A 26,447-nucleotide genomic window follows, 5' to 3' on the forward strand; every position below is an offset into this window, starting at 1 on the left:
CAAGGGTATTTACCACAATTCGCGCCATCTCGGAAAGGCGGTGCGCGTCATTTTTTCGGTGCGGCGTCAGGGTCTTCGCCCAGGCTTTGGCGGATCACCTCGAGCAGACCGTCGACCAGTTCCGATGCCGGAAGGGTTTTCACGATACGGCCGTTTTTGAAGACCAGCCCGCTCTCCTTGCCGCCGGCGATGCCGAAATCAGCCTGTCTGGCCTCGCCCGGGCCGTTGACGGCGCAGCCCATGACCGCGATCGTGACCGGGGCGCGAAGCGATGCGACGCGCCGGCTTACCTCGCGGGCGATGTTCTGCAGCGGAATCTGGCAGCGGCCGCAGGTAGGGCAGGAGACGATGGTTGGCCCGACTTCGCGCAGGCCGGCGCATCGCAGAATGCGGATGCCGGTCGCGATCTCTTCGGCGGAGTCGCCGGTGAGGGAGACGCGGAGCGTGTCGCCGATGCCCTCCATGAGCAGGGTTCCGATCCCCATGGCGGAGCGGACGATGCCCTCTTCGGGAAGGCCCGATTCGGTCACGCCGAGATGGAGCGGATGCTCGCAGGAGCGGGCGACGATGCGGGTGGCCTCAAGCATCGTGGGCAGGTCGAACGCCTTCACGGCGATCTTGATCGCCGAAAACCCGACGCTTTCGAGCAGGGAAACCTCTTTCAGGGCCGACTCGGCGAGCGCCGCCGCCGTGACGCCGCCGTGCTTGGCGGCCATCGCCGGGTCGAGCGAACCGGCGTTCACCCCGACCCGGATCGGCACGCCGCGCTCCGCGGCCGCGTGGGCGACGCTCCGCACCTTGTCGGCGTCTCGGAGATTGCCGGGATTCAGGCGCAGTCCGTGAACGCCCATCTCCAGGGCGCGGAGGGCGAGGGTGTGATCGAAATGAATGTCGGCGAGGACCGGGATCGGCGAGCGCGGGACGATCGCGCCGAGCGCCTCCGCCGCGGCCATGTCGGGGACCGCCAGCCGGACGATCTCGCACCCGGCGAACGCGAGCCGCTCGATCTCCCGGATCGTCGCCTCGGCGTCGCGCGTGTCCGTTTTCGTCATCGTCTGGACGGTGACGGGCGCCCCGCCGCCAACCTGGACGTTGCCGAGCCGTATCGCGTTCGAATGGCGCCGCTGCGGTATGGTCATGAGTGTGTTCTCCGTTGTATAATTACGTATGATATATCATCAGGGAATGTCGAAAGGCCGGGAAGTCCGGAAAGACGTTCCTGGAGCGCCGCGTGGACTTCCTCGACGCCCTGCGCCGCAGGGCCCGTCAGCCCGTCGAACCCCGCCGCCCCGGACGCGGAGAGCGCCTTGGTGAGGCCGTTCGTGGAGACGATCAGCAGATCTCCCGGTTCGAGGTCGACGGAGAGACGCTCGACGGACGCGGCCTGGGATACGCCGAGCGGTTCTCCCTTCGGGCCGGCGCACTCGGACGGTCGCCCTTGCCGGATGACGACGGGGCGAGGATTGCCGGCGAGACGGAGGGACAGACCGCCGGATGCCGGTTCGACGAGCGTCAGCGCCGTTCTCAGCGGCGGGGCGGTGAAGCGCCGGAGGATCTCGTGGATCGGGGTCAGCCGGTCCGTCGGCTGCGCCGCCCGCAGAGCGGCCGTCACGGCATGGAGAGTGACTGCGGCGGCGATCCCTTGGTGAAACGCATCGCAGACGGCGATGAACGGATGTTCCGCGCGGTTCTCGACGACGATCAGATCTCCCTTGATCTCGCGGGCGAGAGATGAGTATATATATGCATCATATACATCGAAAGAAATTTTCCCGGATGGTTCCTGAAGCTCGCGATACAGGCTCTCGGCCCATTCGAGTTCGCGGCTTGCACGGTCGCGGCTGACCATCTCGCCGAGAAGCGCGAGCGTGTCGAAAACCGGCGGGATCTCCTGGCACAGGCTCGAAACCAGGCTGCGTTCCTGCTCGGAGTAGGGGAGACGGCCGGGTTTCGGCGCCAGGAGAAACGCGCCCTGGATCGACTGCTCGCGGCGTATCGGAAAGGCCCAGTGGAATCCGAGCTCCCGCCAGCGGACGAACGTCGCGATCTCCAGTTTCCCGGTTTCCTTTGCCATTTCAAGGAGGGCGTCGATTTCGTCGACGGGAGGCCATTCCGCGGGAATCCCGGCGCTCGCCGAGGCAGACGACGAGGCAGACGACGAGGGCCACGCCCGGGAGATCCCGCCGGCCATCGTGACTGCGGCCCCGCTGAAGTTCAGAACCGGCTGGAGTTCCTTCAACAGCGCATCGACGACGGCATCCGGTGAGTTCGCCTTGCGCATCGAATTGAGAACGTGGCGGATGACGGCGGCCGTGTCGAAGGACTTGCGCCCGAAGAACTTGTCGACGCCGGCGACGATCAGGTCCTTCAAAGGCGAGAAGACCGCCGCGAGGACGAGGGTCGAGACGATCGTCGCCACGCCGCCCGAAAGGTCGAGAAGGTTCTGGAGGCCGTTTTCCAGGAGTTCGAGGACCCCCGCCAGCACCGCCGTCAGAAGCGTGTAGACGAGGCCGATCGAGAAAATCATGTCGATCTCGAGCAGGTTGTGGCGGAGGATCGCATACCCGAGAATCGCGGCCATTGCGATCCCCAGTGCGGGAAACAAGCCGAAGGTGTACATGGTCTGGCCGGTCAGGTAGAATTTTCCGAGGGCGATGAACACCGAGCCCGCCGCGGCAGGAAGCACGAAGGCCGCGAACGCATATCGCAGACGTCGTTCCTGGAAGTCGGTTTCGAGCTCTTTCTGCGCCGTTCCCAGCGTTTTCATCGCGAGGAGCAGATAGCCGACGACGATGCCCTTGGCGAGATACTCGAGTTTCCCGAGAGAGATCAGGAACCCGCCGGGAACGGCGTCGAGCGAGTGGATGAGACGGCCGCTCCAGAGGATGCCCAGCAGGACCGCCGCCGGAGCGAAAACCAGGAGTTTCTGCATCGGCGTGCCCAGTTGCCACGCGGAGTCGACGCGGCGCGGGAACAGCGCGGTGAACAGGGCGAACGCCGGCGGCAGGAGGAACATCGGCGTCAGCAGAAGGTTCACGAGCCTCGTTCCGGGCTGTGGCGCGCCGCGGGTGACGAGAAGAAGTTCGGCGAGCGACCAGACGAAAAACAGGAAGAGCAGGACGCTGAAGCACTGGTTCGTCTGCTGCCGGGGCGCGCGCATCAGCACGAGAACGCCGAGGGCGAGATGGATCGCCATGGCGAGCCCGCACAGCAGCGAGGCCAGAAGCATCGGCGTCTCCTAGCGGAATTTCCAGTTCGGCTGAACGATGCGGGAATGGGCCGTGCGCAGCGTGACGGCCGTCGTCAGCACCACCTGCTCGCGGTTCTGTTTCGCTCTGATCCTGATGCGCATGAAGGAAATGCGTTTGCGCTGGCCGGAATCGTTCGATTTCATGTCGAAGGGTTCGAACGTCACCGGCCCGCCCTCTTCGGCGGCCGGCTGCTCGAAATACGGGAAAAACATCTCCTGGTCGATCTGGTCGGCCGAGAAAATCTCGATCGGCGCTTCGCCGCGCTCCGAACGGTACAGCGTCCAGCGGCCTTTCCGGCGCTCGAGTTCGTAGGTGACGGTGGTGAGCGCCGCGTCTCCGGTGAGATCCTCGTCGTCGCCGATCCTGAACCGTGCGAGCCGCAGATGCGTCGGGGAAACCTCGAGCACCTCGTTCGAACAGCGCAGATCGTTGACCAGTCGTTCCATTTTTCGTCTCATTTCCGACTGGAGGGTCAGGCGGACGGTGCCTCGGGCCGCTGTGGACATGCCGGTCGACTGGAGAAGATAGAGAACGCCGCCGACCAGGACGGTGAGCGCCATGCCCATCAGGAGTTCTACCAGCGTGAAGCCTGCGAACGTGCGGCGGCGGCTCATCGGTGCTGCCCCACGAGCGTGACGACTTCGGCAAGGCGATGCTGCTGCTGGTCGTAGACCCGGACGGTCACCTTCTTCAGCCTGGCTGGAACGGAGGTGTCATACCGCGAATCGACGTCCATCACGCGGCGATACGGCTTCACGTCCTCCGGATACAGTTCGATGTCGCGCAGAAACGCCGATTTATAAAGATTCTTGAGCCGTTTGTACGTTTCGGCGTCCGGGTCTTTCTCGATGCTCGAAGGGGTGAAAATGTCGGAAAACGTCTTCTCGAACGTCTCGCGGCTTTCGAATGCCTCGTCGAAATCGGGCCGGTCGCGGAAGACGGTGGCGAAGTTCTCGAAGTCGGATTTGACGAGGTGGAACGGAAGGGAGCGAACCTCTTCGATCTTTTCGCGGGCGAGGTTGTAGGCGATGATGTGCTCGAGGTTTTCGGCGCTTCCCTGCATGCCGAACAGGAACATGCGCGTGAACGGCAGGGCCACGAAGCCGACGATCGTCATGACCATGAGGATTTCGACCAGGGTGAACGCGGACGTGCGTCGAAGCGTGCGCGGCCCTGTCTTCGGGGTGCGCACGTCGGCGGTGAATTTCGCTGAATGTGTTGGCATGAGGGGAGAATCCGTGATATGTCACATAGGGTATCGATCTGACACCAAGTTATACCATCGGGAGGATGAAGATGTCCATGATGAGATCGCAGCATAATATACTTGCCGGAATACTTGTCTGTCTTGCGCTGTTTTGGAGCGCGTGCCACGCAGACGCTGTTTCCGTGCGGGTTCTTCAGGGTGGAATTCCCGTGGGCGACCTGCAGCAACTCGTCGAGGAAGGCTTCAGGCTCGGAAACGAGCGGATGCTGCGCCAGGCCTGGGATGCCTACGAGAAGGCCGTGCATCTCGATCCGGACGCGACCGACGGCTACAGGCAACTCGGCCGCGTGTATTTCAACCTTTCCCTCATCGGCGCGGCCGGCGATGCCGATTTTGCCCGGGCGAGCGAGTATGCTCGCCTGCTCGAGGTGAAGGAGCCGGGATCGGCCGACGCCCATCACATCATGGGGCTCGTACTGTCCGGCAAGGGGGCTTTTCTGGACGCGCTCGACGAGTTGCGGCTGGCGTTGAGCCTGAAGCCGGCGAACGAACTGATCCTGTGCGATATCGCTTCAATCCATCTCGCCCTGCATCAACCAGACGAAACGATCAGGATGCTGGAGGGGAAAGCCCTCAAGCGCGGCTGGTCCTATTACATCCTCGCGATGGCCTGGCTCCAGAAAGGCGAGCGCGGTCGCGCCTGGCTCAACCTGCTGAAGGCCCGGAAACAGGGTTTCTCGGGATACTGGGTCGACACGACCCTCGAGATGCTGATGCGGGACATCCGGCTCGAACGGAAAGCCGCTCAGTAAAATATATTTCTGAATATATACAGACAGAAGAGCAGGCCAATTCCCGCGATGATCAGGGTGGTCATCGGATTGCGGGCGTAGTGATATTTGAAGTTCTCGACGGCCGTCGGTTCGTAGGAAGCCCACCGGAGCAGGTTGTCCGCGTGGGTTTTGTATTTCGGGTTGCCCATGTATTTGCTGCTCGTATACGCCGTGAATTGAAACTCGTGATACCGGAACGTGGTCGACTGGTCGCCGCCGATCAGTCCGTGCAGGTCGCAGTACCAGTCGAAGTTCTTCGGATCCTTGAAGATGAGAAAATACTCGCAGTCGAGGGTTGGCGGTTTGGGGGCGTTGGGCAGAAAACGGTTCGTCAGGATCATCGTCCGGACATCCCTGAATTTTGCCCAAGTCGGGAACTCCTTGACGCCCGATTCGATGCACTTCTCCGTCGCCTCCCGGAGCATCGCCAGATTCGACCGGCAGGCCTTTGCGAGTTCGTATCCCGGATCAGCTGCCTCCGATATGCAGACCCCCGCGAACGTCAGTATCGCCGTAACCGCGCCGATCATCACACCCCGCAGCCTTGTCGCCACCATGTGCCACCTCTCCGGTCGGAAAATCAGAACAATGCGTCTGCGTCAATTCTACCTCATCAACGGCTGCGATGCATCTCCCCGCGGTCTCTTGATTTCTCCCCGACGAAGTTGTACAATAACCTCGGTTTGAACGACACCCGATTCGCGCCTATAGCTCAGGTGGATAGAGCACAGGATTCCTAATCCTGGTGCCCCAGGTTCGAGTCCTGGTAGGCGCACCCGCAAAGCCGCTTCTGATGAATGTTTCAGGGGCGGCTTTTTGTCTCCATGGAGAATCCTGTGATGAACAGTAAGGGGCCCTGATTTTATGCGGCTTTCCCGTGGGTGGCTTATCCGGGGCCGCGCTTGGCTGCCATCGTTGGCTGTTATAGTGGTGTGGCTTGTTGCCCCGCTTCCTGCGCGGTGGGAACGTGTGAAGAGTTGTCTGTGGTAAAATCGTGGAAAATCAACGGTGGAGTGAATTGAGTTCATGAAGCGTTTTCTGGCGGGAATGATCGTTGGACTGTGCGTGTCGGCCGCTGCTTTGGCGGGAACCGTCGAGGAACTGAAAATTGCCGCCGAGCGTGGGGATCCTTGGGCGCAAACCATGCTCGGTGTCCGGTGGGCCACGGGCAAAGACGTCGGGATCGATCCCGTTGAGGCCGTGGAATGGTTTCGCAAGGCGGCCGAACAGGGATATGCCTGCGCCCAGTACAATCTGGGGTATATGCATTTCAACGGGCTGGGCGTCATCAAGGATTACCGAGAGGCCGCGAACTGGTATCGCAGAGCCGCCGAGCAGGGATACGTCAATGCGCAGATGAATCTCGGCAATATGTACGTCCTCGGACAAGGGGTCCCCCGGGATATCTCCGAAGCGTATTTCTGGCTGACGCTCGCGGCCAGTCGGAGCCGAAAATGCATCGAGCTTCGCGACAAGGCGGGCGAAGCCCTGACTCCTGCCGAACGGGAAAACGTCAAGGAGCGCTGCAGACAATGGCTTGACTACGTCGAGAAACGCGACGAGCAGCACGGAGATTGAGCGCAACGGATTTGACGACACGGCGTGCCGTGATTACAATGAATGTAAGTCTTTGCCGCATGGCGGCCGTTCGATTCTTTGGAGGTGAATTCATGATCCGATCTTTCGGAAAGGTATTCGCGACGGGACTGCTTGCCGCGCTGCCGCTCGTATGCACCGCTCAGGGCGCAGAGCCGGGGCAGGTCGGCCAGGCGGCCATTCCGCCCGCGCCTCCGGCGATTGAAACTCCGACAACCCAGGCCGAAGAGGGATTCGTTCCCTCGTGGAAAATCGGCGACAAATGGACTCTCGAGGCGACCTACCGCGATCAGCGCAATCCCGGCGAGGTCTGGATGCCCCCGATCAAGTGGGTCTTCCATGTGAAATCCCGCAAGTCCGTTCATCGCACCGACTGTTACGTCCTGCACATCTATCCGGCGAAGCGGAACCTGAAAATGCAGGCCGTCCTCTACCTGTCCGTGCGGGACCTGAGGCCCATGCGACTCATCGAGATCTTCCCCACGCTCTTCGGCGCGAAGAGCAGGGAAAAACCGATCGATCCGTTCCATGCCGAACCGCTGATCGGCGACGATACGCTGATTCCCTACGACATCCCCGTGTTTCCGCTCGTGCGGCCTTCCGTCCAGCGCGCCGACGGGTTCGGCGCCTATGCCGCGCCCGAGCCGAAGGTATTCGACAAGATCAAGAAGGTTGCCGGGTTCTCGTTCAAGCGCCAGGTCAGCCAGACCGACAAGAAGCCCGACCGCCAGCATGCCGACGCCTTCACGGCGTATCGCCTCGGCGGAGAGACCTTCCAGGTCGAACTGACCGATACCCGGTCCGGCGCCGTTCAGACGCAGCTGTGGCAGGAAGGCTCGCCGTGGGCGATCTCGTGCGAGAGTCGCGACCGGCGCGTCCGCCTGATTCCGCCGACGCTTCCCGAAACGCTGCCCCCGGCCCCCGGGAGCGCCGAACCGAAGGAAGGTGAAGAATAATGATGAACCTCCGACGCCTGTTTGCCATCGCTCTCGTTGCTCTTCCGCTTTTCGCTTCGGCTCCCGCTTCCGCCGAAGACGGATCGGCCCGGGGGGAAATCAAGCCGGCTCCCTGGTCCGGCGACTGGTGGTCAAGAAAACGCGGCCTGCTCGTAAACGGGTGGAGCGGCCATCAGCCGTCTCCCTTCGCCCGATACGACGCCTACGTCCAGTCCCGTACGGGGCGCAACCCGGGGGCCCACGCCTGGGAGTCCAATATCAATAATACCCACTATAATCCCCGCGCGGAAAACTGGGAGGGGCACTGCAACGGCTGGGCCGCCGCCGCCATCCTGACTCCCGAACCCCGCGAACGCCGTGTCAGGAACGGGATCGTGTTCGAAACGGCCGATCAGAAGGGTATTCTGAGCGAACTCTATATGAACACCTACTGCATGTTCTACGGCAAGCGCAACTGGGGCAACCCCGGCGACGACCCGCAGGACATCTATCCCGACGAGTTCCATCGTCTGCTTCTCGAATACATCCAGAGCGGCAAGAGCGCGATGATCTGCGACACCACCCCCGACCGACAGGTCTGGAACTACCCGCTGTTCAAATTCGAGTCGACATGGAATTCGGGCTGGCTCGACGATAAGAAGCTGAAAGTAAAGACGACCGTATATTATGCCGACGACAACGTCCCGGTCGAATTCCTCGGAACGAAGTGGTTCTCGACGACCTACACCTACAACCTGTTCGTCGACGGCAACGGCAACATCACCGGCGGCGAATGGACCGGCCAGAGCCGCGACACCCATCCGGACTTCGTCTGGGTGCCGACCGGCGACGCGCCGAACCCGCCCAACACCGTCCAGGAAAACCCCAACCTCGATCCCAGATTCGTCCGCGAAATCACTCAGGGGCCCGCAACCCTCGATCAGCGCGCCGGAGATGCGATTCCCGCGCCTGAAGCCGTCATGGTGGAGGCAGGGCTCAATCCTACGGACCTTTTCTGACACGGAGCAGACCCGATCAGCGCGGGGAACGGTTTTCTGCCGTTTCCCGCGCGTCGTTCCCGAAACATGACGATCCGAACGAGGCGCCGCCGGGGGCTCACGATGGTCGAACTGACCGTCGCGGCGTCGCTCATGACGGTTCTGTTCATCATCGGCTGGACCATCGCGAACAGCTTCGTCGGCGTGCGCAAAACCCGTGATTTCGAAACGGCCGTCGCGCTCGCCGCGCAGACCGTGGAAGCCGTGCGAGCCGCCCGGTTCCAGCAGATCGGCTCGTCGAAGGACATCCGCCGCGACACCCTCGTGGGGGATTTCAACTCCGGGCGCGAGGTATACGACTCGAACGAGGGGTTCATTCCCGTCGTCAAAATCGGCAGGACCGAGTTCAAACGCGAAATAACCGTGGCCGACTGTCCGTCGAAGATCGGCGGCGTTCCTTCGGGCCTGAAGGTGATCAGAATCCTCGTCTCCTGGCGCGCGACCGAGGACGGGACGCCCCTGACGTTCGAGACCGTGACCACCCAGGCCGATCTCTGGTGAGCGCATGACGTTTCCGACTCTCACGCCTGGCGACCGGGGCGCGACCGACATGCCCGGGCGGAACGCTTCGTTCGGACGGCGTCTGCCTGCCGGGGGAGTGACGCTCGTCGAGATCATGATCGGGTTCGCGCTGTTTCTCCTGCTGATGCTGGCGATCTATCGCCTGTTTTTCGCCGAGATCCGTTCGATCAGGACGGCCCTCGAGCATATCGGTGTGAACGAGAACGCGCGGCTCTTCCTGTCGCAGTTCGCCAACGATGTCAGAAACTCGAACCGCGTCGTGTTCCCCTCGCCGGTCATGCGAGAGGCCGTTCCGAAGCTGATCTGCACGGGCGAGGGAAAAGTGTGCACGTTTGAGGGACAGTCGCTCGACTTCGCCGTCAAGCCGCCCGACGAGAATTTTCTGAAGCTGACGACCGTCGACTGGCGGCTGGTCAAGGCGAAGGACGGAACGTTCGATCTCGTTCGCGACATCAACTCTGAGGTTCCGACCAGGCCCGGCGGACCGGCCCCCTGGAGAGGCACGCGGACGGTCTGCGGCGGCGTGAAAGATATGATCGTCTATACGGAAATCCGCCGGCCGGTGAGGTTCGGATCGGTTCCCGGCCTGCCGCTGAAGAGTTTCATCATCACCGAACCGTATGAAACCGACGGGACCGGCCCGTATCTCGTTCACGTCAGAATCACCTTCGTCCGCCAGGGCGGCGGCTCCGGATCAAGAACCGACGCGGCGCACACGATCCGCACGTGCTTTTCCCTGCGCGGCCGGCCGAACGGGGTGAACCCATGAATATGAGTCGATATTCATCCGGCCAGGCCCTCATCGTCGTGCTGATGATCGCGCTCATCCTCGGCATTCTCGTCGGGGCGGTCTTCCGGTTTCAGCAGGGGCAGATGCATCTGCTTTCCCGCAGCGCGAAGGATTACCTCGCACTGTGCGCCGCCGAAGCCGGCGTTCATGCCGTTCTGGCGGAGATGAAGGCCGACTACCAGTTCGTCACCCACGGCAACCCCTATATCCCCATGAAGGGCTGGTCGAACCCGGCGAAGCACAAATACTGGCTCGTCGGCGATGCGGACGGCCTCCAGCTGGACCACCCCGAACGCGGCGTCTACACCGGGCGCATCACGATGAAGCGCACGCGCATCACCGGGGAGTTCAAGGTCCGGGTGAAGCTCGCCGGAGCAAAAAACAGCGTCGATACGAAGACCGTCGACGAGTCGCACCGGTATTTCATCCTCGAGGCGATCGGGAGCGTCGGCGACGCCTGCCGCAAGGTCGAGGCGGTGATCGAACGTACGACGCCGGGATCTTTTATGCAGTATGACGGCCAGGTCCTCGACCTCGCCGAACTCGGCCCGAACCGCCTCGTGCCCGGCATCGTCAGGCGCGGCCGGCTGTACGGCCAGGAAATGTTGAAAGTCGGAAAGCGCGGCCCGCTCGACGCCGGACTCGAACTGCTCGACATGGAGAAGATCTCGACTCCCGGCTATTTCAAGACGACGGCGGGAATGCGGGTCACGTTCAGGAACGGCAAGAGTGGCCATCTCAAGCCCGACGCCGATTCCGATCTGCCGGAAGGGTTCGAGACGTTTCCCGACGTGGGCATGGGGAAAGTGCTGACCCAGTTCGTGCTCGACGGCATGCGCGGTGGAAAATCCGAGAAGTTCCCGGTCCTGAACCCCGACTACTGGCGCAAGGCCCGCGATCCGGCGCCGATCGTCCTCCTGCCGGGCTTTTCCTTCAAGGGATTCGGCCCCTCGAAGTGGCGCAACCCCGCCAAACCGTCGGAAGTCGTCTACGATCTGAAATTTCCCGACAAATACCTGACGAACCAGGCCGAGGCCGAGGATGCCTCGAAGCCTTCCGATACGCATCCGGACAACCGCGACAAGACGCTCATCTATTCGACGGTTCCCCTGCGGATTTGGGGAAACCCCCCGTTCAAGGCGCTCACGCTGGTCTGCGAGAAGGACGTCTACATGGCCGGCGATTTCAATCAGAACCCGAAGAACCCCCAGAACTGGGACCTCGGCTGGCGTGAATACGACAAAAAACTCGAGAACGGCACCGACAAGAACGGCGTGATGGTGATTTCATTCGGCCGCATCTGGTTCGACTACTCGAATCCGCTCAACTTCCTTCGCGAAGAGCTGAAAACCCTGCTGGACTACGAGATCGGGATGCGGCTCGGGGGCAACGAGCTGAATCCGGTTTCGATGATTCCGATCACGTATCCGCCGCGATTCGGCACGACCGCCCGGGATATGCGGCTGCCGATGCTCGCGTTGAATTTCAACAAGATCGGAACGCTGTTCGCGCTTCCGAAAACGCCGCCTGAGGTCATTCCCGTCACAATGGGAAGCCTGATGGTGCATCCGGCGCTCAAGGAGCTTCGCGAGTATTTCGAACCGACGTCCGATCCGGCGGTATATAAACAGGGGTTCTGCATCAAAGGCTTTCTTGCGCGTCAGAAGATTCTCGAAACGATCGGCGGGGCCTGCTACATGACCGGCGCGCTGCTGCCGTTCGAGCGCGATATTGCGATCGACATGATTCTCGAGCGGATGGAAAAGGAGATGGACGAAGAAGAGCCGGACCGAACACTCGGCATCTGGAACGCCTGCGATCGTCTCTTCAAGATGGCGGTGAAGAACCCCAAGACGGGGTTCAGGATGCCGGAAATGACCGTCAACGCTCTCCTGATCGACTGCGCGGAGTTGAATGCGCGCTGGGATTCGCTCGACGGCACCGGAAAAGTCACGAACGAACTCGGGAACATCGACGACGGGCTGATGAGATGCTTCCGATACGCCGGGGACGACACCCGGGTGATTCTCCGCCACCACGGCGGGATGATCCACCTGCGAAACAGGAAGGCCGATGTGTTCCTCGACGGACGGCTTCGGGAAGACCAGCCGATCGTCCGTCGCCGCTCCTGGGACTCGACGTTCGTCCGCGGCGGAGGCGACTACTTCCCGCCCTATCAACCGGCGGCGTTCAACATCATCACCTGGCATGACGAGACCGCCGCCCTCGAAGAGTTCAAGGCCTTCGAGTGATTTGCCGGGGATGACTGGCAAACGGGCGCTCTTCGCCGTATAATGCGGGCCGCGTCGCCGACAGCCGGCGCCGTGTAGTTCCGGTTCCGGAGGCTTCGATTGCGTCGGTTCGGCCTTTCCCAGCGCGTGATTCTCGGTTCCCTGCTCGTCTGCGTCCTGATGGTCGCGTTCATGGGAATCGCCCTGCGCCGCTTTTCGAGCGTCATCGATGCGACGGCGCATCTGCGGGTCGCCGACGACGTGCTCCTGGTCGGAAGCCAGGTGCAGAACGACCTGCTCGAACTGTTCCAGACGTCGGAGATTTTCGATCAATACATCTCGGACCAGACCTGGCGGCATTACTTCTCGTTCAGCCAGCGCGTCGACACCCTCCTGGACCGGGCCAAGGAACTGCGCCAGTTCCGCAAGCAGGGGGAGGAGTTCGCCGTGCTGGACCGGACGCGTCTCGAAATGGCCGAACTGCTCCAGAACGCGACCTACACGATCAACCCGAATTTCCCCGTCGGCGCCGTTTCTTCGGCAACGCTGCAACGGATCAAGGCCGCCCGGACGCGGCTCCACGAGCAGATCCGGGAACTGCTGAAGCAGGAACGCGAAAACCGGAAGGCCCTCGACGGGATCATGCGGCAACAAATCGAGTCGATGAGCCGGACGATGCTGTGGGTGGCCGCCCTAGTGCTTGCGGCCGGGCTGTTGTTCGCCTTCTACCTGCATCGGGCGGCGATGGCTCCGCTGCGCAGTCTCATGGACATCATGCGCACGTCCGGCGAGCCGGGAAAAGTCGCGTTTCTCGAGCCTGCCGGAGCCCCGGAAATGCGCGAGCTGATCGACTCGTTCAACCAGATGAACACGGCGATCGGAAGGCAGCAGAAGCGTCTCTCCTCGATGCTGCAGCTGGCGGTCACCGTCGCGCACGAAGTGCGGAACCCGGTGGCGGCGATCGGAACGGCCATTCAGGCGCTTCAGAACGGATATCCCGCCGACGGCCCCGACCGTGAGATCTTCGCCGAGATTCTGAAGGAGGTCTACCGGGTCAACGGCATCATTTCCGACCTGCTCGTCTTTGCCCGGCCCCGGTCTCTGAATCCGGAGCGGATGAAATGGTCAGAACTGATGGACGAGCTGAGAATCCTTCTGCGTTCCTGGCTGGAGGAGAGAAGAATAGTTATGAATATAGATATTCCGCCCGGACTGGACGAGGCGGTCGCGGACAGGAACCAGCTCCACCGCGCCCTGTTGAACCTGCTGACGAACGCGATCGATGCCGTCGACCGCGACGGGAGGATCGAAATCTTCGCGGAGGCTTGCCCGGCCGGCGTCAGAATCGTCGTCGAGGATTCCGGGCCGGGCATCCCGGCCGAACGTCTGGAGCGCATTTTCGACCCGTTCTTCACGACGAAGACGAAAGGCACGGGCCTCGGCCTCGCCATCGTTTCCGGCATCGTCGAGAGCCACGGCGGAACCGTCCGGGCGGCAACCGGGCGGCGTCTGACGGGGGCGCGTTTCGAACTCGAGCTGCCGCGGGAGGTGGCGCCCGCTTCCGTCGGGGGAACGCCTTCGCCTTCGGCAACCAGTTTTTCCGCGGCCGAGATCGGCTCGCCGGCCGCGACCGGGGCGGCCGGAACTGCCAGGGAAGGAGAAAACACGAATGCATGATCTGCTGCTGATCGACGACGAAAAACTGATTCTCTGGGGTCTCAAGCGCGACCTCGAACGCAGCGGATACCGGGTCTGGGCATACGCGAGCGCGGAAGAAGCTCTTCCCGTCGCGGAAAGACAGCGGTTCCACGCCGCGGTCGTCGACGTGCGCCTGCCAGGGATGCAGGGAACGGCGTTTCTGGAGCGGTTGAAGCAGATCGACCCCGACGTGCAGGTCATCATGGTCACGGCGTTCGCCGACGTCGAAACCGCCGTGACAGCGATCCGCACCGGAGCTTTCGACTTCATTCTCAAACCCTACACGCTTGAAAAAATACGACTCACGATACAAAACGCCATCGAGGCGGCGAGGCTCAAGAAGGTCGTCGCTTCTCTCGCCACGGAACGGGCTCAGCGCCAGCCGAAATACGCCGTCCTGGGCCGCTCGGCCAGAATGCAGGAAGTGATCGGCGCGATCGAACGCATCGGCAAGGCCGGGGCCGGCGTCGTCCTGCTCGGCGGCGAGAGCGGCACCGGCAAGGGACTCGCCGCGAACGCGCTTCATCAGATCGGGCCGCGGGCTTCGGGGCCCTTCATCGAGATCAACTGCGGGGCGATTCCCGAGAACCTGTTCGAATCCGAGCTGTTCGGTCACGAAAAAGGCGCGTTCACGGGCGCGGACGAGATGAAGAAGGGGCTGATGGAGGTTGCGGATGGGGGGACTCTGTTTCTCGACGAAGTTGGCGAAATGCCGCTTCCGATCCAGACGAAGTTTCTCAAGGCGCTCGAAGAGCAGACCGTCAGGCGGGTGGGAGGAAGCCGGCCGATCCAGGTCGACCTGAACATCATCGCCGCCACCAACCGTGATCTGTCACAGGCGGTCAGGGACGGCGCATTTCGCGAAGATCTGTTTTACCGCCTGAATGTCGTGCCGATTTTCCTGCCTCCGCTCCGGGAACGCCAGGGCGACGCCATGCTGCTCGCCGGACATTTTCTCGAAGTATACTCTGCAAAATATAAAAGAACGCTCAGCGGCTTCGCCGACGGCGCCCGCCAGCTCATTTCCACCTATCACTGGCCGGGAAACATTCGCGAGCTCAAGAACAGCATCGAGCGTGCCGTGATTCTCGAACCAGGTGACCAGATCACGGCGCCGAGCCTGGGCCTTGGTGCGCAAAACGGGACGGTTCCCGGGCCTGCTTCCCATACCATTCTCCAGGAAGTCGTCCCCATTCCCGAGGGGGGAATGGATCTCCAGGGGCATCTCGAAGAGATCGAGCGCCGCTACCTCGAAGACGCTCTCGCGAAATGTAAGGGAAACCAGTCCCAGACCGCCAAACTTCTCGGCATGACTCGGGATATTCTTCGGTACCGCCTCAAGAAATACGGTCTTGCCGATTCCTGATTCGAAAAGGCCTGGGGGCGGGTTGCATGTTCCCACCTCGCGAGGGGAACGGCGTGGGGAAAATACCCCAATGTTTCGGGAAATGCGGAAAATTACGCAGAAAAGGTGGGGAAAGATACGCTTTTCCCGAGGTGCCAAAACGAAGAAATCTGTGTACAAGCCAAAATCGATAGGTTGGCATCGGCTTTGCGATAACCAAGCTCGAGGTTGAACCTCAAAATATTCAAAGGAGATTTCAAAATAATGAAACGCGCACTGATTCTCTCTCTGATGGTTGCTTCCTTCGCTCTCCCGGTTTTCGCTCAGGACGCCGCCGCTCCGGCTCCGGCCGCTGACGCCGCTGTCGCCGCCCCCGCCGCTGACGCCGCCGCTCCGGCCCCCGCCGCCGAGCCCGCCGCTGCCCCGGCTCCCGTGAAGCTCGAAGGCGCTGTCGTCGTCGTGAAGGGTGAGAATGGCGCTCCCGATACCATCACCTTCAAGACCGCTGATGCCGAGCTGACCCTCCTCCCCGGCGACAAGCTCACCGAACTCCTGGCCGTCGAGAAGGTTGCCGAGAAGACCTTCGTCCTCGAGGGCGAGAAGGTTGCCGCCAAAGACGGGAAGTCCGAAGGCTTCATGATCAAGTCCTTCGAAGAGAAGAAGGCTGACGCCGCCGCTCCGGCCGCTGCTCCGGCCACCGAAGAGAAGAAGTAATTCTTCCCCCGGTTCTTCCGAATACATCGGAAACAAGGAACCCGGATCCCTCGCGGATCCGGGTTTTCTTGTTTCCGGCGATCACCTGCCGTACAATATCCATTATTCGACATCCAGAACAGCCGGAGGCAACCGATGGAAAACATGAGAGGCGCATACGAGCAGCAGCAGCTCAACGGGATCGAGGCGTGGGAAGCCCAACCCCCTTCGACGATGGCGAGAACGATGGGATTCATCGCGGCCCCTCTGGCCTGGGCGGCCCAGAAGATGATCCCCGAAGAAATCATGGAAAAAGCCATCGATGCCGCCCTGAAGGCCGCCGCCGCGGTTTCGGGAAGTGACGACCTGCTGACCGATGCGAAAAAGCTGGGTTTCGATGCCGCGTCGGTGCGCGATCTTGCCAAAGCCCCACTCCATGTTTCCGACGGGCTCGCCGAGAATGTGATCACCTGGGCGAAGGGACTGGCGGCGGCCGAGGGAGCCGTCACCGGCATGACCGGCCTGCCTGGCCTGACGGCGGATATCCCGGCTCTGCTCGTCCTCACGATCCGCACCATCAGACGCCTTGGTGCCTGCTACGGTTTCGACAGCGCCGAGGAGGCCGAACGCTCGTTCATCCTTCAGACGCTTCGCGCCGGGGCGGCAAACTCGATGGAAGACAAGAAAAGCGCCATCACCGGCGCCGCCGAGATCCGGACGGTCCTGGACGCCCCGGACACCGCCGTGTCGACCCGTGAGCAGGGCTCCATCCTCGGCCGTGAGGCTTTCGCCGCCGCCATCCGAAACGTGGCGAAACAGCTTTGCATCAACCTGACCCGCCGGAAAGCCGTGCAGGTCATTCCAGTCGTCGGGGGCGGCGTGGGCGCGGCGATGAACGTGATGTTCGTTTCCGACGTCGCCGAAGCCGCTTTCAGGCTCTACCAGAAGCGGCGGCTCGAGATACAGGCGGTCAGCACCTCCGCCGCCCTGGCGAAAAAATAGCAGCCGGAACCGCGTCCCCACTGCTCTGCGCGCTGGTTTTATGATATCCTTCCCCAATGAAGAGGCTGGCGGTATTTCTGGTCGTGGCCCTCGGCGTCCTGATCGGATGCATGGGCGGGGGCGGTGGGGGAGGCGGCGTTGCCGGCTCTTCCGGAACGCTCGGCCATATTTCGGGAAAACTGACGCTCCAGTCCGGTCTGGCCAGCGTTCATGCCTCGTCGACCCGTTCGCTCGCCTCGGTTCAACCAGGTGACGCCGTCGTTTTTCTCGAGGAAAACCCCTCGATAACCGCGGTGCCGGCCGCCGACGGCTCATATCGCATCGACGGCATCCCGTTCGGCAGATATTACGTCCTCGTCAGGGTCCGTTCCCTCGGCGGCAACACCTACAAGGTGCGCTCCCTCGGCCAGGCCGCGCTCACAGCCGACGCCCCGGCTGCCCAGGTCGATCTTTCGGTCGCCCCGGCCGACGTTGCCGACCGCCGTGCTCGGCTCCTGGTCTACACACCGGCCGGCCAGGCCGCAGCGAACTGCGCCGTGAGCGTCTGGGGCGAGCCGTTCGATCCGATGGGGAACGGTATATATCAGTCGCCATATATGCCGGCCGGCGGTGTTGGAAACATTTTCATCGAGCCGCCCGCGGGAACCGCGTGGGAGCGGGGCGTGCTCGCAATCCCGGACGGCACTTTCAGGAGCGATACCCAGGTCGTCATCGGCACGACCATGGTTCCGGCCGGAAGCACGAACCACCCTCCAGTCGTATGTCTGACCGCGCCTCTCCGCACGACCGAGGGAAACGGGGCCATTCCCCTTTCGGCGGCCGCGTCCGACCAGGACGGCGACTCTCTCGCGACCTCCTGGTTCTCCAGCGGCGGGAGCTTTTCGCAGGTCGCGAGTTTTTCGGCCACCTGGATCGCGCCCGCGGACGCCGCCTCCGCTACCGTCACCTTCGAGGCGAGAGAGACGTCCGGTTACGGCCCGTATCTCACCTCCAAGGCGCAGTTCGTCATCTACGTTTCGCCTCCCGGCAGTGCCGAAATCCCGGGCGAAATCACCCTGTACGCCCCCAGGAAGCTCGCGGAAATCACCGGGACGGCGACTGCGCAGATACAGGGCAATACGGATGCTAATTATATAGCGAGTATTACATGGCCTTCCGATGTCACCCCGGCCGTCTCGTGGACCGCCACGAAGGGAACGCCGACGTCGCATTCCGGAACGACGTTCGCCTGGCGCTCGCCGGCTATTTCCGCCGGAAGCGTGGATACGGCGGTCATCACCCTCGTCGTCTCGGACGCCACGACGCGAATTGAGCGCACGGTGTCCATTCTGATATCCTCACTCCCGGCGGCGCAGATCACGTCCCCGACCGAGTCGCAGTTCGAAGCCGGCTCGACGGTGGCGTTCAGGGGCGAGGCGAGGGATTACCAGGGGGTGTCGATTTCCGCCGCCAGCCTCACCTGGTATCTTGCGACGGGCTCTTCGGCCCTGCAGCCCGTGGCGAGGGGCACGCGCGATTTCTCCTGGGTATTCGTTTCACGCGGAGCCTACCAGATCGCTCTCCGTGCCGTCGACAGCAAGAACGTAGCGGCCACGGTGACGAAGGATATCACCGTCGTCAATGCCCGCCCCGTCGTCACCATATCGAGCCCGGCGGACCAAACCAGCTACCTCGAGAATGTGGCGGTGAACTTCGAGGGCAGCGCCGTCGATCTCGAAGACGGGGCGATCACCGCGAACGACGCGCTCGGCTGGAATTCGAGTATCGACGGATTCCTCGCATCGGGACCGAGTATCAGCCGGTCCGATCTGTCCGCAGGTTCTCACCACATCACCCTGTTCGCACGCGACTCCGAAGGCGGGATCGGCACGGCAAGTATAACGGTAAGAATAAATCTGCCGCCCGCGATGGATTTCACGCCGGCCGATGATGCGGCCTTTTTCAGCGGCCATACGATCGCCTTTCAGGGCGTCGGAACGGACACGAACGGCGCGGCGATTCTCCCGACCCGGATGACCTGGTTTCTCGACGACGCCCCGACTGCATGGCGGACGGGAATCGGCTCGTTCGACGTTCCGGATACCGCCCTCACGGCCGGAACCCATCGCGTCCGGCTCGAGGGGACCGGGGCGCTTTCCTCGATTGGAAGCGTGACCCATCGGTTCCACGTCCGCGTGACGCCGTCATCCATCACGAGCCCTGCTGACGAAACCCGCGTCGACATCGGAACGCCCGTGACCTTGACGGCGACCCCCTCGTCGATCGGCGCTCTGACGATGGAATGGTGGAGAAGCTGGGGCGGGGCGGGGGCCGAAAGAATCGGTGCTGACACGCCTCTCATCCATACGTTCCCGGCGGGCCGCCATACGATATCCTACGTGGGCACGGACAGTCAGGGAGTCGTCAGCGCCGACTCGGTGGACCTCATCGTCGAAAACCTTCCGCTGATGGCGTTCACGCCCCTGTCGGGAAGCGTCTTCTTCGTCGGCACCGCCATTCCGTTCCGCGGCGTCGGCACCGATTCCGACGGCCTCAGCCCGATGCCGGCGGGGCGCATGACCTGGTACATCGATTCGCGCGGGGATGCGCCCTGGAAAACGGCCACCGCGTCATTCGACCTGGTGTCCGGCGTCGAGGCCGCGGGCGCAAGGCGCGTCACGCTTGCCGGCCTGAGTCTTCTCGGAGGGGCGATCGGTTCGGTGTCGCATGATATCACGATCGAATACCCGCTTCCCGAGATCACCGCCCCGGCATCGGGGACGACGTTCGATCCGTCGGAGCAGCTCGTTCTCAACGGAGCGCCTGTGGCGGACGGGGCGATCCCGATGCAGTGGTGGCTCGATTACGACTCACCGGGACGGCGGTTGCTTGGAAACACGACGATGGTTTCGACGGATTCCCCTTCACTTGGATGGCATTACGTAAGCTATATAGGTACTGATACAGCAGGGATCGGGAACCGCGACGACATCATGGTCCTGGTCAGGGCCAAGCCTGGCCTCGCGATTACGCCACCGGACGGGACGTGCCTGTTCGGTGGAGATGGCATCAACCTGATCGGCATGGCCACGGAGGCCGTCACCCTGGCGCCCATTCCTTCCGGAAATCTGACCTGGTATCTCGACGGAACCTTCTGGAAGACCAACTCGCCGAATCTCGTCGCGCCGGCGGAGGTGGCGACGGGGCTACACCGTATCGGCCTCGTGGCGGTCGATTCCAGCGGCATTGCTTCAGCCGCGACGAGCTCCATCTATTTCGGGTATACCCTCCCGTCCATTCAGAGCCCGGCTTCGGGAACACAGTTCACCGGCGGTTCGAACGTCACGTTCAATGCCGTTCCGCCCTCGACGGACACGATCGCGATGCGGTGGTATGACGACGGCGTCGAGTTCGGCACCGGCGACTCGGTGTCGTATGCGCCTGCGATTGGGCTTCATACGATCTCCTACGCCGGCACTGATCGGCTGGGCCGTGGCGCGACGCACACCATCCAGATCCTCGTCGATGACCCGCCAACCGTCGCTCTCTCCTGGGGAAGCGGCGTCGCCGTGCAGAACGGCGACATCGTGTTCGGGGGACATGCCTACTCGATGATCGGAGCAGGCACGCAGAGCACGAACCTGCCGGTGCCTTCCGCGAATCTGAAGTGGTATCTCGACGGGGCTCCCTGGAAAACCGGCACAAACGTGAATATCGCTGCCGGCGAGCTTGCGACCGGCTCACATCGGATCGCCCTGTGGGCAACCGATGAGTTGGGACTGGAAGCCTCCGTCACTCGTACCATCTTCATCGGATACCCCGTGTCGGAGATCACCTCTCCGGCTTCAGGAACGCGCGTCGATACCGGTATCGATACCACATTCACGGCGGTTCCCGACTCGTCCGGCACCACGATCGTCATGAACTGGTATTGGGACGAGACGAACGCATTCGGAACCGGCGAATCGGCCACGACGAACGCCATCGCAAGCGGCCGGCGCACGATCACCTACGTCGGCACCGACAGCGCCGATTTTGAGAGCCTGAACAGCATGACGATTCTGGTGAATCGACTGCCGACCGCTACCGCGCTGATAGTGAGTCCTGCCCAGTATGCAACCGCGCCTGGCGATATTCCGATATTCATTGCCAGCCCCGGAATTCCGATCGTTCTGAATGCGACGGGAACGGATTACGAACTGGGAGGAATACAGCCTGCGGCAAGCCTCTCGTGGTATTTCCCTCCTGGAAATTTCAGAACCACGGGAGCGTCCCTCTCGTTGAATATCGAAAATCCTGGTACGCAGACGGTGGTCCTCACCTCGACGGACAACTTCGGCTCGGTAGCCACGACAACGATTCAATTCTGGGTCTGGGATGCGGAAATTTATGATAATTCCAGGATTTCTCGGGGACTCTCGAATCCGACGGGAATCGTCGGATATGACCTGGATACCGTGTTCGTCGCGAACGCCTCGAATTCTGAAATCGTCAAATTCAAGCGGGGCAGGCTGCTCACCGCAAGCGGCGATCTGATGCTCGAGCCCGATCCGGCGACGGTCTCTCAGAACCTGACAGCCGGTGGCTTATTAACGAACAGCCTGATAACCATCTCCGGTGCAGGTGATTCCGTTTATTCTCTGGAAATGGATATCGGTGCCGGAACGAGTCGGATAAAACGATTCGCTGCTGGCGATCTGGCGGAGAAAATGATCAAGCCGGCGAAAACATATCAATTTCCGCTTGGTGGCAGCGATGATCAGCTCGATCATCCAACCGACATGCAGATTGTGGGAAATGTCGATGCAGTGGAGGCTTCGGTATTCTATATCGCGGACCGTGCCAACGGGAGAGTCGTAAAATGGGATATTCCGAACGATGCATTCTACAGCAAGAAGACCGGGCTCAGCGCTCCTGCGGCCGTGCGGTTCAACGCCTCCGACCAGCGAGTCTACATTCTCGAACAGGGGCTTGGTCGAATTTCCGTGTATGACAAGGAACTCAACACTTCCTATACCAGTTACAATATTGGGGCTCCCGGTGCCTCGTTCTGCATCTCCGCGACGAAAATCTATGCCACCGATCCCGCAAGCGGGCAGATCGTCATGTTCGACATGAACGGCAATACGCTTTATCGGTTCGGCCGGCCAGGGACCCAGCTTGGCGAGTTCTCCGAGCCGTGGGGCATTGCCGTCATCGAGAACGACCTGTATGTGGTCGAACGGGGAAACAACCGCGTTCAGCGGATACGCGGAGGCAGCTGGTGACGGCTCAGTACAGGTCGAGCGATTTGGCGCCGGCGTAGACTCCGCCGGTGGTGCCGACCCAGATGCGCCGCTTCGAGCCGGGCGGCCCCTCGGACTGGGTGAAGCAGTTCACTGTAAGTTGCCCACCAAGGCCTGAACTGATCTTTGTCCAAGTTGCACCCGCGTCTTTTGATCGAAATAGGCCATCTTCAGCTCCGACAAAGAAATACGTAACATTTGTTGGATCAATCAGGGTGCCACGTGCGTTGATTCCTGTAACAACCCCAAGGGAAGTGAAACTCACTCCTTTGTTGATGCTTCTGAAGGCTCCGACCGAAGAAGACACAAGCATTGTCCAGGGACTATTGGGATCAACTGATATATCAGTAATAATTCCATTTGGCGGAGACAATGATTTCGAATTGTTGTCTACCAGCCAATATCCGTTAACGAAGCTACGAGATGCGCCTGTCTCAGTGTCGAAAACCGGCTGATTGGTTTGCCAAACGAGAGGACCAGTTCCTTTTTGAGCATTCTTGATATAGCCGAATTCGCCATTCTCTGTTCCGAAATAAAGTAGATTTGGATCAGAAAAAGAGAGGTTCAAAGATCTAATAGTCCCTGTATAGAGAAGCTCTGTATTATTGGGATACGCTTGCACTGGGACAGGTGGGCTTGCAAACGTATTTGTTCTTTCCACCATTTTGGTTGCGGTATAATAATCTTTAAGCCAAAATGTTTGTTTAACAGGTTGTTCTGTGTATGGTTGAAAAATTCGGTCGATTCCAAAGTCTTGTGTGATGTAAAGATAGTCGGGGTTATGCCGATCCCAAGCGATTCCTTTGGTGGCGCCCGAAGCGATGGAAATGACTTGAGAATAGTCTCTTATGCCGCCTCCGAGGATGAAAACACCATCTTCTGTTGCAGCCGCGATGTCGTGATTTGACGTGTTGATTGCAAGCGAATTTACTATATGACTTAAAGGTGTGATCAGGGCAGTCGAGGCAAGTCCGCTTTTATTCCAGGTAAATGTTGCTGCATCAGTTTCAACCGTGGAGTCGACACGAGCCCACCAGACGCCGTTTCCATTCGTGCCGGCAAATAGAAAATAATCTTCATTGGGTTGCCAAATTGGATCCGCAATCAGGCAGTATACAGGAATGTCGCGGCCTGCATCATTTTTCATGCCGTCTTTTCTAGGTTTCCAGAAATCTTGTAAGTCGATATATATTGATGCACTTCGAACTGATGTTGCTCCAGATTCAGAATATTGATTCTGTGAAGTTGCCCTAATTTCTATTTTGCTGACCGCTGGACGTGCATTGGGAGTTTTATAAGCACCTGTCAATGAATCAATAGTGCCATATGCCTCATTCCCTCCGGTGATTCCATTAACAGTCCATATCGGTGAGCTTTCGATGATTGTTGGCCCATTAGCAGAAGAGAGTGACCCCCTTTCGATGACGGCTGCGGTAAGTTGGATTGAGTCGCCCTCTAACATGAGAGTGAATGTTTTTCCTGAAATATTTTCTGCATTCGTCGTTGGTAGCGCGTTACGACCGATTATCATGTCTGTTAGGACATCGGGATCAACAGTTGAGGAGGAAATTCCAGTAGTTCCCGATGCTGTTCCCGAAGCAGTTTCCGTGGGTGTGGAAAGAAGCGTTGAGGCGGAAAAGACCAGACTCGAGTCGATGCCTGTTCCGGAAAAGCGGGCGTAGACGGTTTTTGTGCCGTCTCCGGAAGGAAGATTCCAGCGACGATACTGCGTGTAGCGCTCCCAATAGGAGACGGTGAACTCGGCGTCGTTGGCCACCTGCATTTTGTCTGCACCTGGATACAAGAGATTCAGGAGGACATTCGTGGAAGTGACTGCTGTGGCGCCGTTTTCGATCCATACGCCAAGATATCCTTCCTTGCCGGTAGCAAGAAAAATCGATGCGTTGAGGATCGGTGAGACGTTGCCGCTTGCATCGCGGAACTGGGCATACACGGTTTTCGTGCCGTCAGGACCTGACAGAGTGATGCTTTTGCTGGTGGCATACGTTTCGAGAAGAGCGTCAGACAGATCGGCCTTCTGGCCGACCCGCATCTGCGTCGCGCCGGAGGCTCGCAGGTAGACGGTGACGGCCGAACTGTGTGATTCATAAGCACCACTATTTATCGAGATGGAGAGGTTCGTCGGCGTGGCGCCCGAGGCTGTCCAGGTGCCGAGCCCAGAGCGGGTCACGCGCTGGCCGGAGGTGGTCTGCAGGTGGATCGTGAAGTCGTAATAGGTGTTCGATGCCAGCCCCGTCACCTCGATCGAATGAGAAGTCGCCGCGGACGCGGAAACCGTCGTCCTGAGCGTCGAAGCACCGTAGGAAATCTGGGAAACAGCGGCAGTGTTCGATTTGAACACGAGCCTGACGCTCGAGCTCGTGATGCGGTCGAAGTAGGCCTCCTTCACCGCCAGCAGCGATGTTTCCGGTACCTGGACGGGCTGGTCCGCGCCGATCTGGAGCCCCGTGGCGAAGAGCGTCTCGCTGTCTCCCGTCGTCGCCGTGAGGCTGTAGATGCCCGCCGCCAGGTTCTGGAATGAAAAGATGCCGGCGTTTCCGGTGTAGGTCGTCGCGACGGTGGTGCCGGCGGCGTTTTTCGCGACGACGGCGATTCCCCCATAGAGCTGTCGTTCGGCAAAATACACCTGGCCGGAAACCTGTGTGGCCACCGCCGGCTGGGTCGAAACGCCGCCGCCGCCCCCGGCTCCCAGACACCCCGAAACCGCGAGCGCCAGAGCCGCCATGACGGCGATCCACCTCAAGATCCTCATGCCCCGCATTTTACCAGATCGTCCCGAATCGTACAAGGGCTGAAGACATCATGGTTCAGTCTTGGAAAACAGCTTCACCACAGAGTCACGGAGGCACAGAGAAAATTTCACCCCAAAGACACAAAAACGACCGCACTATATCCGTCGGGGCGGTTCGCGACTGGCATGTTGGTTTCGTATCGAGAGCCGATCCGCAGATGGCACAGATGAAAACCTGAGAATTCCTTTTCCGGAGTTTCCGAACGCGTCACGATGCGCCCGAAAACCTCTGTGGCTCAGTGTCTCTGTGGTGCGTTGCGCTGTTTTTCAGGCGAGTTCGTCGTAGCGGCGCTTGAGGGCCTGGATGTCCTGCCACATTTCCCAGTTCGGGCTGCCCCGTTCGCGCGACTGGTTGCGGAGCAGATACGACGGGTGATACATGGGCATGCAGGGGATGCCGAAAATCGAATCGAACCATGTGCCGCGGATCTTCGTGATGCCGAGCACATCTGGGCCCAGCACGTATTTGCACGAGGTGTTGCCGAGCAGTCCGATCAGCTGGGGCTTGATGAGGGCAAGCTGGCGCCGCAGGAACGGCGTGCAGCATTTCATCTCATCGAGGGTCGGCGTGCGGTTGTCGGGGGGGCGGCACTTGAGAATGTTGCCGATGAACACTTCCTCGCGCCTGAATCCCGCGGCGGCGAGAATCTTGTCGAGATGCTGGCCGGCGCGGCCCACGAACGGGCGACCCGTCGCGTCCTCGTCGGCGCCCGGCGCCTCGCCGATCAGGATCAGACGAGCATGGGGGTTGCCTTCTCCCGGGACCGTGTTCGTGCGGGTCTCGCAGAGAGAACAGCGCCTGCATGCCGCGATATCTGCCCGAATCTTCTCGAACGAATCGTCTGTGTCCTGTGCCGCGGAAGAAACCTCGCTCACGCCCGAATCACTTGCATATGACGCCACCGCGTCGATGACATGGGGTGAATCCTGTATAATACTTGATGTGCTATTTTCGATGCCGGACAGGCTCGAGGATGCCTTGCCGGCTTCAATATCTGCCTGAGCCCAGGCAAAAAACGTTTCGGCCCAGCTCTTCTTCGTCGACGGCCGAGCCAGTTCGAAATCATACGGCGATTCCCGCCCAGGTGGGGTCAGGATCTCGAACAGATCGACGCTTGCCGGGGGCTGGCCGGCGCCGCCCTCTTTCTTTTTCCTGGCCATTACGCTTCGTCCTTCGAACTCGGGGAATCGGAGCGGAACACCTTGGTGA

The 26,447-nt window shown here is 60.9% G+C and carries 19 protein-coding genes and 1 tRNA gene; 13 read left to right on the forward strand and 7 right to left on the reverse strand.

Features of this window, described 5'->3' with window-relative positions; translation table 11 throughout:
• Positions 1–47: 47 nt before the first annotated feature.
• The 4 genes from ispG to PLU72_06535 are packed head-to-tail and all read right to left on the reverse strand — an operon-like array spanning position 48 to position 4,476.
• Positions 48–1,139, reverse strand: a complete 1,092-nt coding sequence (gene ispG / locus PLU72_06520; GenBank protein ID HOT27824.1) for a flavodoxin-dependent (E)-4-hydroxy-3-methylbut-2-enyl-diphosphate synthase — start codon at positions 1,137–1,139, stop codon at positions 48–50.
• A complete protein-coding gene (locus PLU72_06525) occupies positions 1,136–3,229 on the reverse strand; it encodes a SpoIIE family protein phosphatase (GenBank protein ID HOT27825.1) in 2,094 nt (697 codons plus the stop codon). The genes ispG and PLU72_06525 overlap by 4 nt, the downstream gene beginning before the upstream one ends.
• Positions 3,230–3,238: 9 nt before the next feature.
• The gene (locus PLU72_06530) at positions 3,239–3,865 is read right to left on the reverse strand and encodes a prepilin-type N-terminal cleavage/methylation domain-containing protein (GenBank protein HOT27826.1); all 627 of its coding nucleotides are present in this window, start codon (positions 3,863–3,865) and stop codon (positions 3,239–3,241) included.
• Complete coding sequence (locus PLU72_06535) at positions 3,862–4,476, reverse strand: type II secretion system protein (protein HOT27827.1); 615 nt, start codon at positions 4,474–4,476, stop codon at positions 3,862–3,864. Before PLU72_06535 ends, PLU72_06530 begins: the two co-directional genes overlap by 4 nt.
• 77 nt (positions 4,477–4,553) lie before the next feature.
• On the opposite strand from PLU72_06535, the gene PLU72_06540 reads away from it, so the two are divergent.
• Positions 4,554–5,270: a hypothetical protein gene (locus PLU72_06540; GenBank protein ID HOT27828.1), complete on the forward strand. Its 717-nt coding sequence runs from the start codon at positions 4,554–4,556 to the stop codon at positions 5,268–5,270.
• On the opposite strand, the gene PLU72_06545 is transcribed toward PLU72_06540, so the two are convergent.
• A complete protein-coding gene (locus PLU72_06545; protein HOT27829.1) occupies positions 5,264–5,848 on the reverse strand; it encodes a hypothetical protein in 585 nt (194 codons plus the stop codon). The genes PLU72_06540 and PLU72_06545 overlap by 7 nt on opposite strands.
• Before the next feature lie 144 nt (positions 5,849–5,992).
• Between PLU72_06545 and PLU72_06550 the strand changes: the two genes are divergently transcribed.
• The 12 genes from PLU72_06550 to PLU72_06605 all read left to right on the forward strand — a co-directional run bounded on the left by PLU72_06550 (position 5,993) and on the right by PLU72_06605 (position 22,407).
• Positions 5,993–6,066: transfer RNA gene (locus PLU72_06550), tRNA-Arg, on the forward strand.
• 251 nt (positions 6,067–6,317) lie between these two features.
• Complete coding sequence (locus PLU72_06555; protein ID HOT27830.1) at positions 6,318–6,869, forward strand: tetratricopeptide repeat protein; 552 nt, start codon at positions 6,318–6,320, stop codon at positions 6,867–6,869.
• Positions 6,870–6,961: 92 nt separating this feature from the next.
• Positions 6,962–7,843, forward strand: coding sequence for a hypothetical protein (locus tag PLU72_06560; GenBank protein ID HOT27831.1), 882 nt, complete (start codon positions 6,962–6,964; stop codon positions 7,841–7,843).
• Positions 7,843–8,841, forward strand: a complete 999-nt coding sequence (locus PLU72_06565; protein HOT27832.1) for a hypothetical protein — start codon at positions 7,843–7,845, stop codon at positions 8,839–8,841. The genes PLU72_06560 and PLU72_06565 overlap by 1 nt, the downstream gene beginning before the upstream one ends.
• A gap of 66 nt (positions 8,842–8,907) precedes the next feature.
• Positions 8,908–9,381, forward strand: coding sequence for a hypothetical protein (locus PLU72_06570; GenBank protein ID HOT27833.1), 474 nt, complete (start codon positions 8,908–8,910; stop codon positions 9,379–9,381).
• A 4-nt stretch (positions 9,382–9,385) separates the two neighbouring features.
• Positions 9,386–10,171 (forward strand): hypothetical protein, encoded by a 786-nt coding sequence (locus tag PLU72_06575; protein HOT27834.1) that lies wholly within the window; start codon positions 9,386–9,388, stop codon positions 10,169–10,171.
• Positions 10,172–10,173: 2 nt separating this feature from the next.
• Positions 10,174–12,444, forward strand: coding sequence for a hypothetical protein (locus PLU72_06580; protein HOT27835.1), 2,271 nt, complete (start codon positions 10,174–10,176; stop codon positions 12,442–12,444).
• A gap of 99 nt (positions 12,445–12,543) precedes the next feature.
• Complete coding sequence (locus PLU72_06585; protein ID HOT27836.1) at positions 12,544–14,100, forward strand: ATP-binding protein; 1,557 nt, start codon at positions 12,544–12,546, stop codon at positions 14,098–14,100.
• The gene (locus PLU72_06590; GenBank protein ID HOT27837.1) at positions 14,093–15,487 is read left to right on the forward strand and encodes a sigma-54 dependent transcriptional regulator; all 1,395 of its coding nucleotides are present in this window, start codon (positions 14,093–14,095) and stop codon (positions 15,485–15,487) included. The genes PLU72_06585 and PLU72_06590 overlap by 8 nt, the downstream gene beginning before the upstream one ends.
• 243 nt (positions 15,488–15,730) lie before the next feature.
• Positions 15,731–16,180 (forward strand): hypothetical protein, encoded by a 450-nt coding sequence (locus PLU72_06595; GenBank protein ID HOT27838.1) that lies wholly within the window; start codon positions 15,731–15,733, stop codon positions 16,178–16,180.
• Positions 16,181–16,315: 135 nt separating this feature from the next.
• Positions 16,316–17,161 (forward strand): EcsC family protein, encoded by an 846-nt coding sequence (locus PLU72_06600; protein HOT27839.1) that lies wholly within the window; start codon positions 16,316–16,318, stop codon positions 17,159–17,161.
• 56 nt (positions 17,162–17,217) lie between these two features.
• Positions 17,218–22,407: a hypothetical protein gene (locus tag PLU72_06605; GenBank protein HOT27840.1), complete on the forward strand. Its 5,190-nt coding sequence runs from the start codon at positions 17,218–17,220 to the stop codon at positions 22,405–22,407.
• A gap of 4 nt (positions 22,408–22,411) precedes the next feature.
• Here PLU72_06605 and PLU72_06610 read toward each other — a convergent pair whose 3' ends face one another.
• Together PLU72_06610 and PLU72_06615 are read right to left on the reverse strand one after the other, a co-directional pair.
• Positions 22,412–25,171, reverse strand: coding sequence for a carboxypeptidase-like regulatory domain-containing protein (locus PLU72_06610; GenBank protein ID HOT27841.1), 2,760 nt, complete (start codon positions 25,169–25,171; stop codon positions 22,412–22,414).
• A gap of 333 nt (positions 25,172–25,504) precedes the next feature.
• The coding region (locus PLU72_06615) for a uracil-DNA glycosylase (protein HOT27842.1) at positions 25,505–26,447 on the reverse strand (943 nt) is incomplete at its 5' end.

This window comes from Candidatus Ozemobacteraceae bacterium (genome assembly GCA_035373905.1).
GTDB lineage: Bacteria > Muiribacteriota > Ozemobacteria > Ozemobacterales > Ozemobacteraceae > MWAR01.

Excerpts from the sequence above, each read along its gene's own strand:
- PLU72_06590 (HOT27837.1), top strand. The coding sequence starts at position 14,093 with ATGCATGATCTGCTGCTGATCGACGACGAAAAACTGATTCTCTGGGGT.
- PLU72_06595 (HOT27838.1), top strand. The coding sequence starts at position 15,731 with ATGAAACGCGCACTGATTCTCTCTCTGATGGTTGCTTCCTTCGCTCTC.
- PLU72_06600 (HOT27839.1), top strand. The coding sequence starts at position 16,316 with ATGGAAAACATGAGAGGCGCATACGAGCAGCAGCAGCTCAACGGGATC.
- PLU72_06580 (HOT27835.1), top strand. The coding sequence starts at position 10,174 with ATGAGTCGATATTCATCCGGCCAGGCCCTCATCGTCGTGCTGATGATC.
- PLU72_06565 (HOT27832.1), top strand. The coding sequence starts at position 7,843 with ATGATGAACCTCCGACGCCTGTTTGCCATCGCTCTCGTTGCTCTTCCG.
- PLU72_06570 (HOT27833.1), top strand. The coding sequence starts at position 8,908 with ATGACGATCCGAACGAGGCGCCGCCGGGGGCTCACGATGGTCGAACTG.
- PLU72_06575 (HOT27834.1), top strand. The coding sequence starts at position 9,386 with ATGACGTTTCCGACTCTCACGCCTGGCGACCGGGGCGCGACCGACATG.
- PLU72_06560 (HOT27831.1), top strand. The coding sequence starts at position 6,962 with ATGATCCGATCTTTCGGAAAGGTATTCGCGACGGGACTGCTTGCCGCG.
- PLU72_06545 (HOT27829.1), bottom strand. The coding sequence starts at position 5,848 with ATGGTGGCGACAAGGCTGCGGGGTGTGATGATCGGCGCGGTTACGGCG.
- PLU72_06610 (HOT27841.1), bottom strand. The coding sequence starts at position 25,171 with ATGGCGGCTCTGGCGCTCGCGGTTTCGGGGTGTCTGGGAGCCGGGGGC.
- PLU72_06525 (HOT27825.1), bottom strand. The coding sequence starts at position 3,229 with ATGCTTCTGGCCTCGCTGCTGTGCGGGCTCGCCATGGCGATCCATCTC.
- PLU72_06555 (HOT27830.1), top strand. The coding sequence starts at position 6,318 with ATGAAGCGTTTTCTGGCGGGAATGATCGTTGGACTGTGCGTGTCGGCC.
- PLU72_06535 (HOT27827.1), bottom strand. The coding sequence starts at position 4,476 with ATGCCAACACATTCAGCGAAATTCACCGCCGACGTGCGCACCCCGAAG.
- PLU72_06540 (HOT27828.1), top strand. The coding sequence starts at position 4,554 with ATGATGAGATCGCAGCATAATATACTTGCCGGAATACTTGTCTGTCTT.
- PLU72_06530 (HOT27826.1), bottom strand. The coding sequence starts at position 3,865 with ATGAGCCGCCGCCGCACGTTCGCAGGCTTCACGCTGGTAGAACTCCTG.
- ispG (HOT27824.1), bottom strand. The coding sequence starts at position 1,139 with ATGACCATACCGCAGCGGCGCCATTCGAACGCGATACGGCTCGGCAAC.
- PLU72_06605 (HOT27840.1), top strand. The coding sequence starts at position 17,218 with ATGAAGAGGCTGGCGGTATTTCTGGTCGTGGCCCTCGGCGTCCTGATC.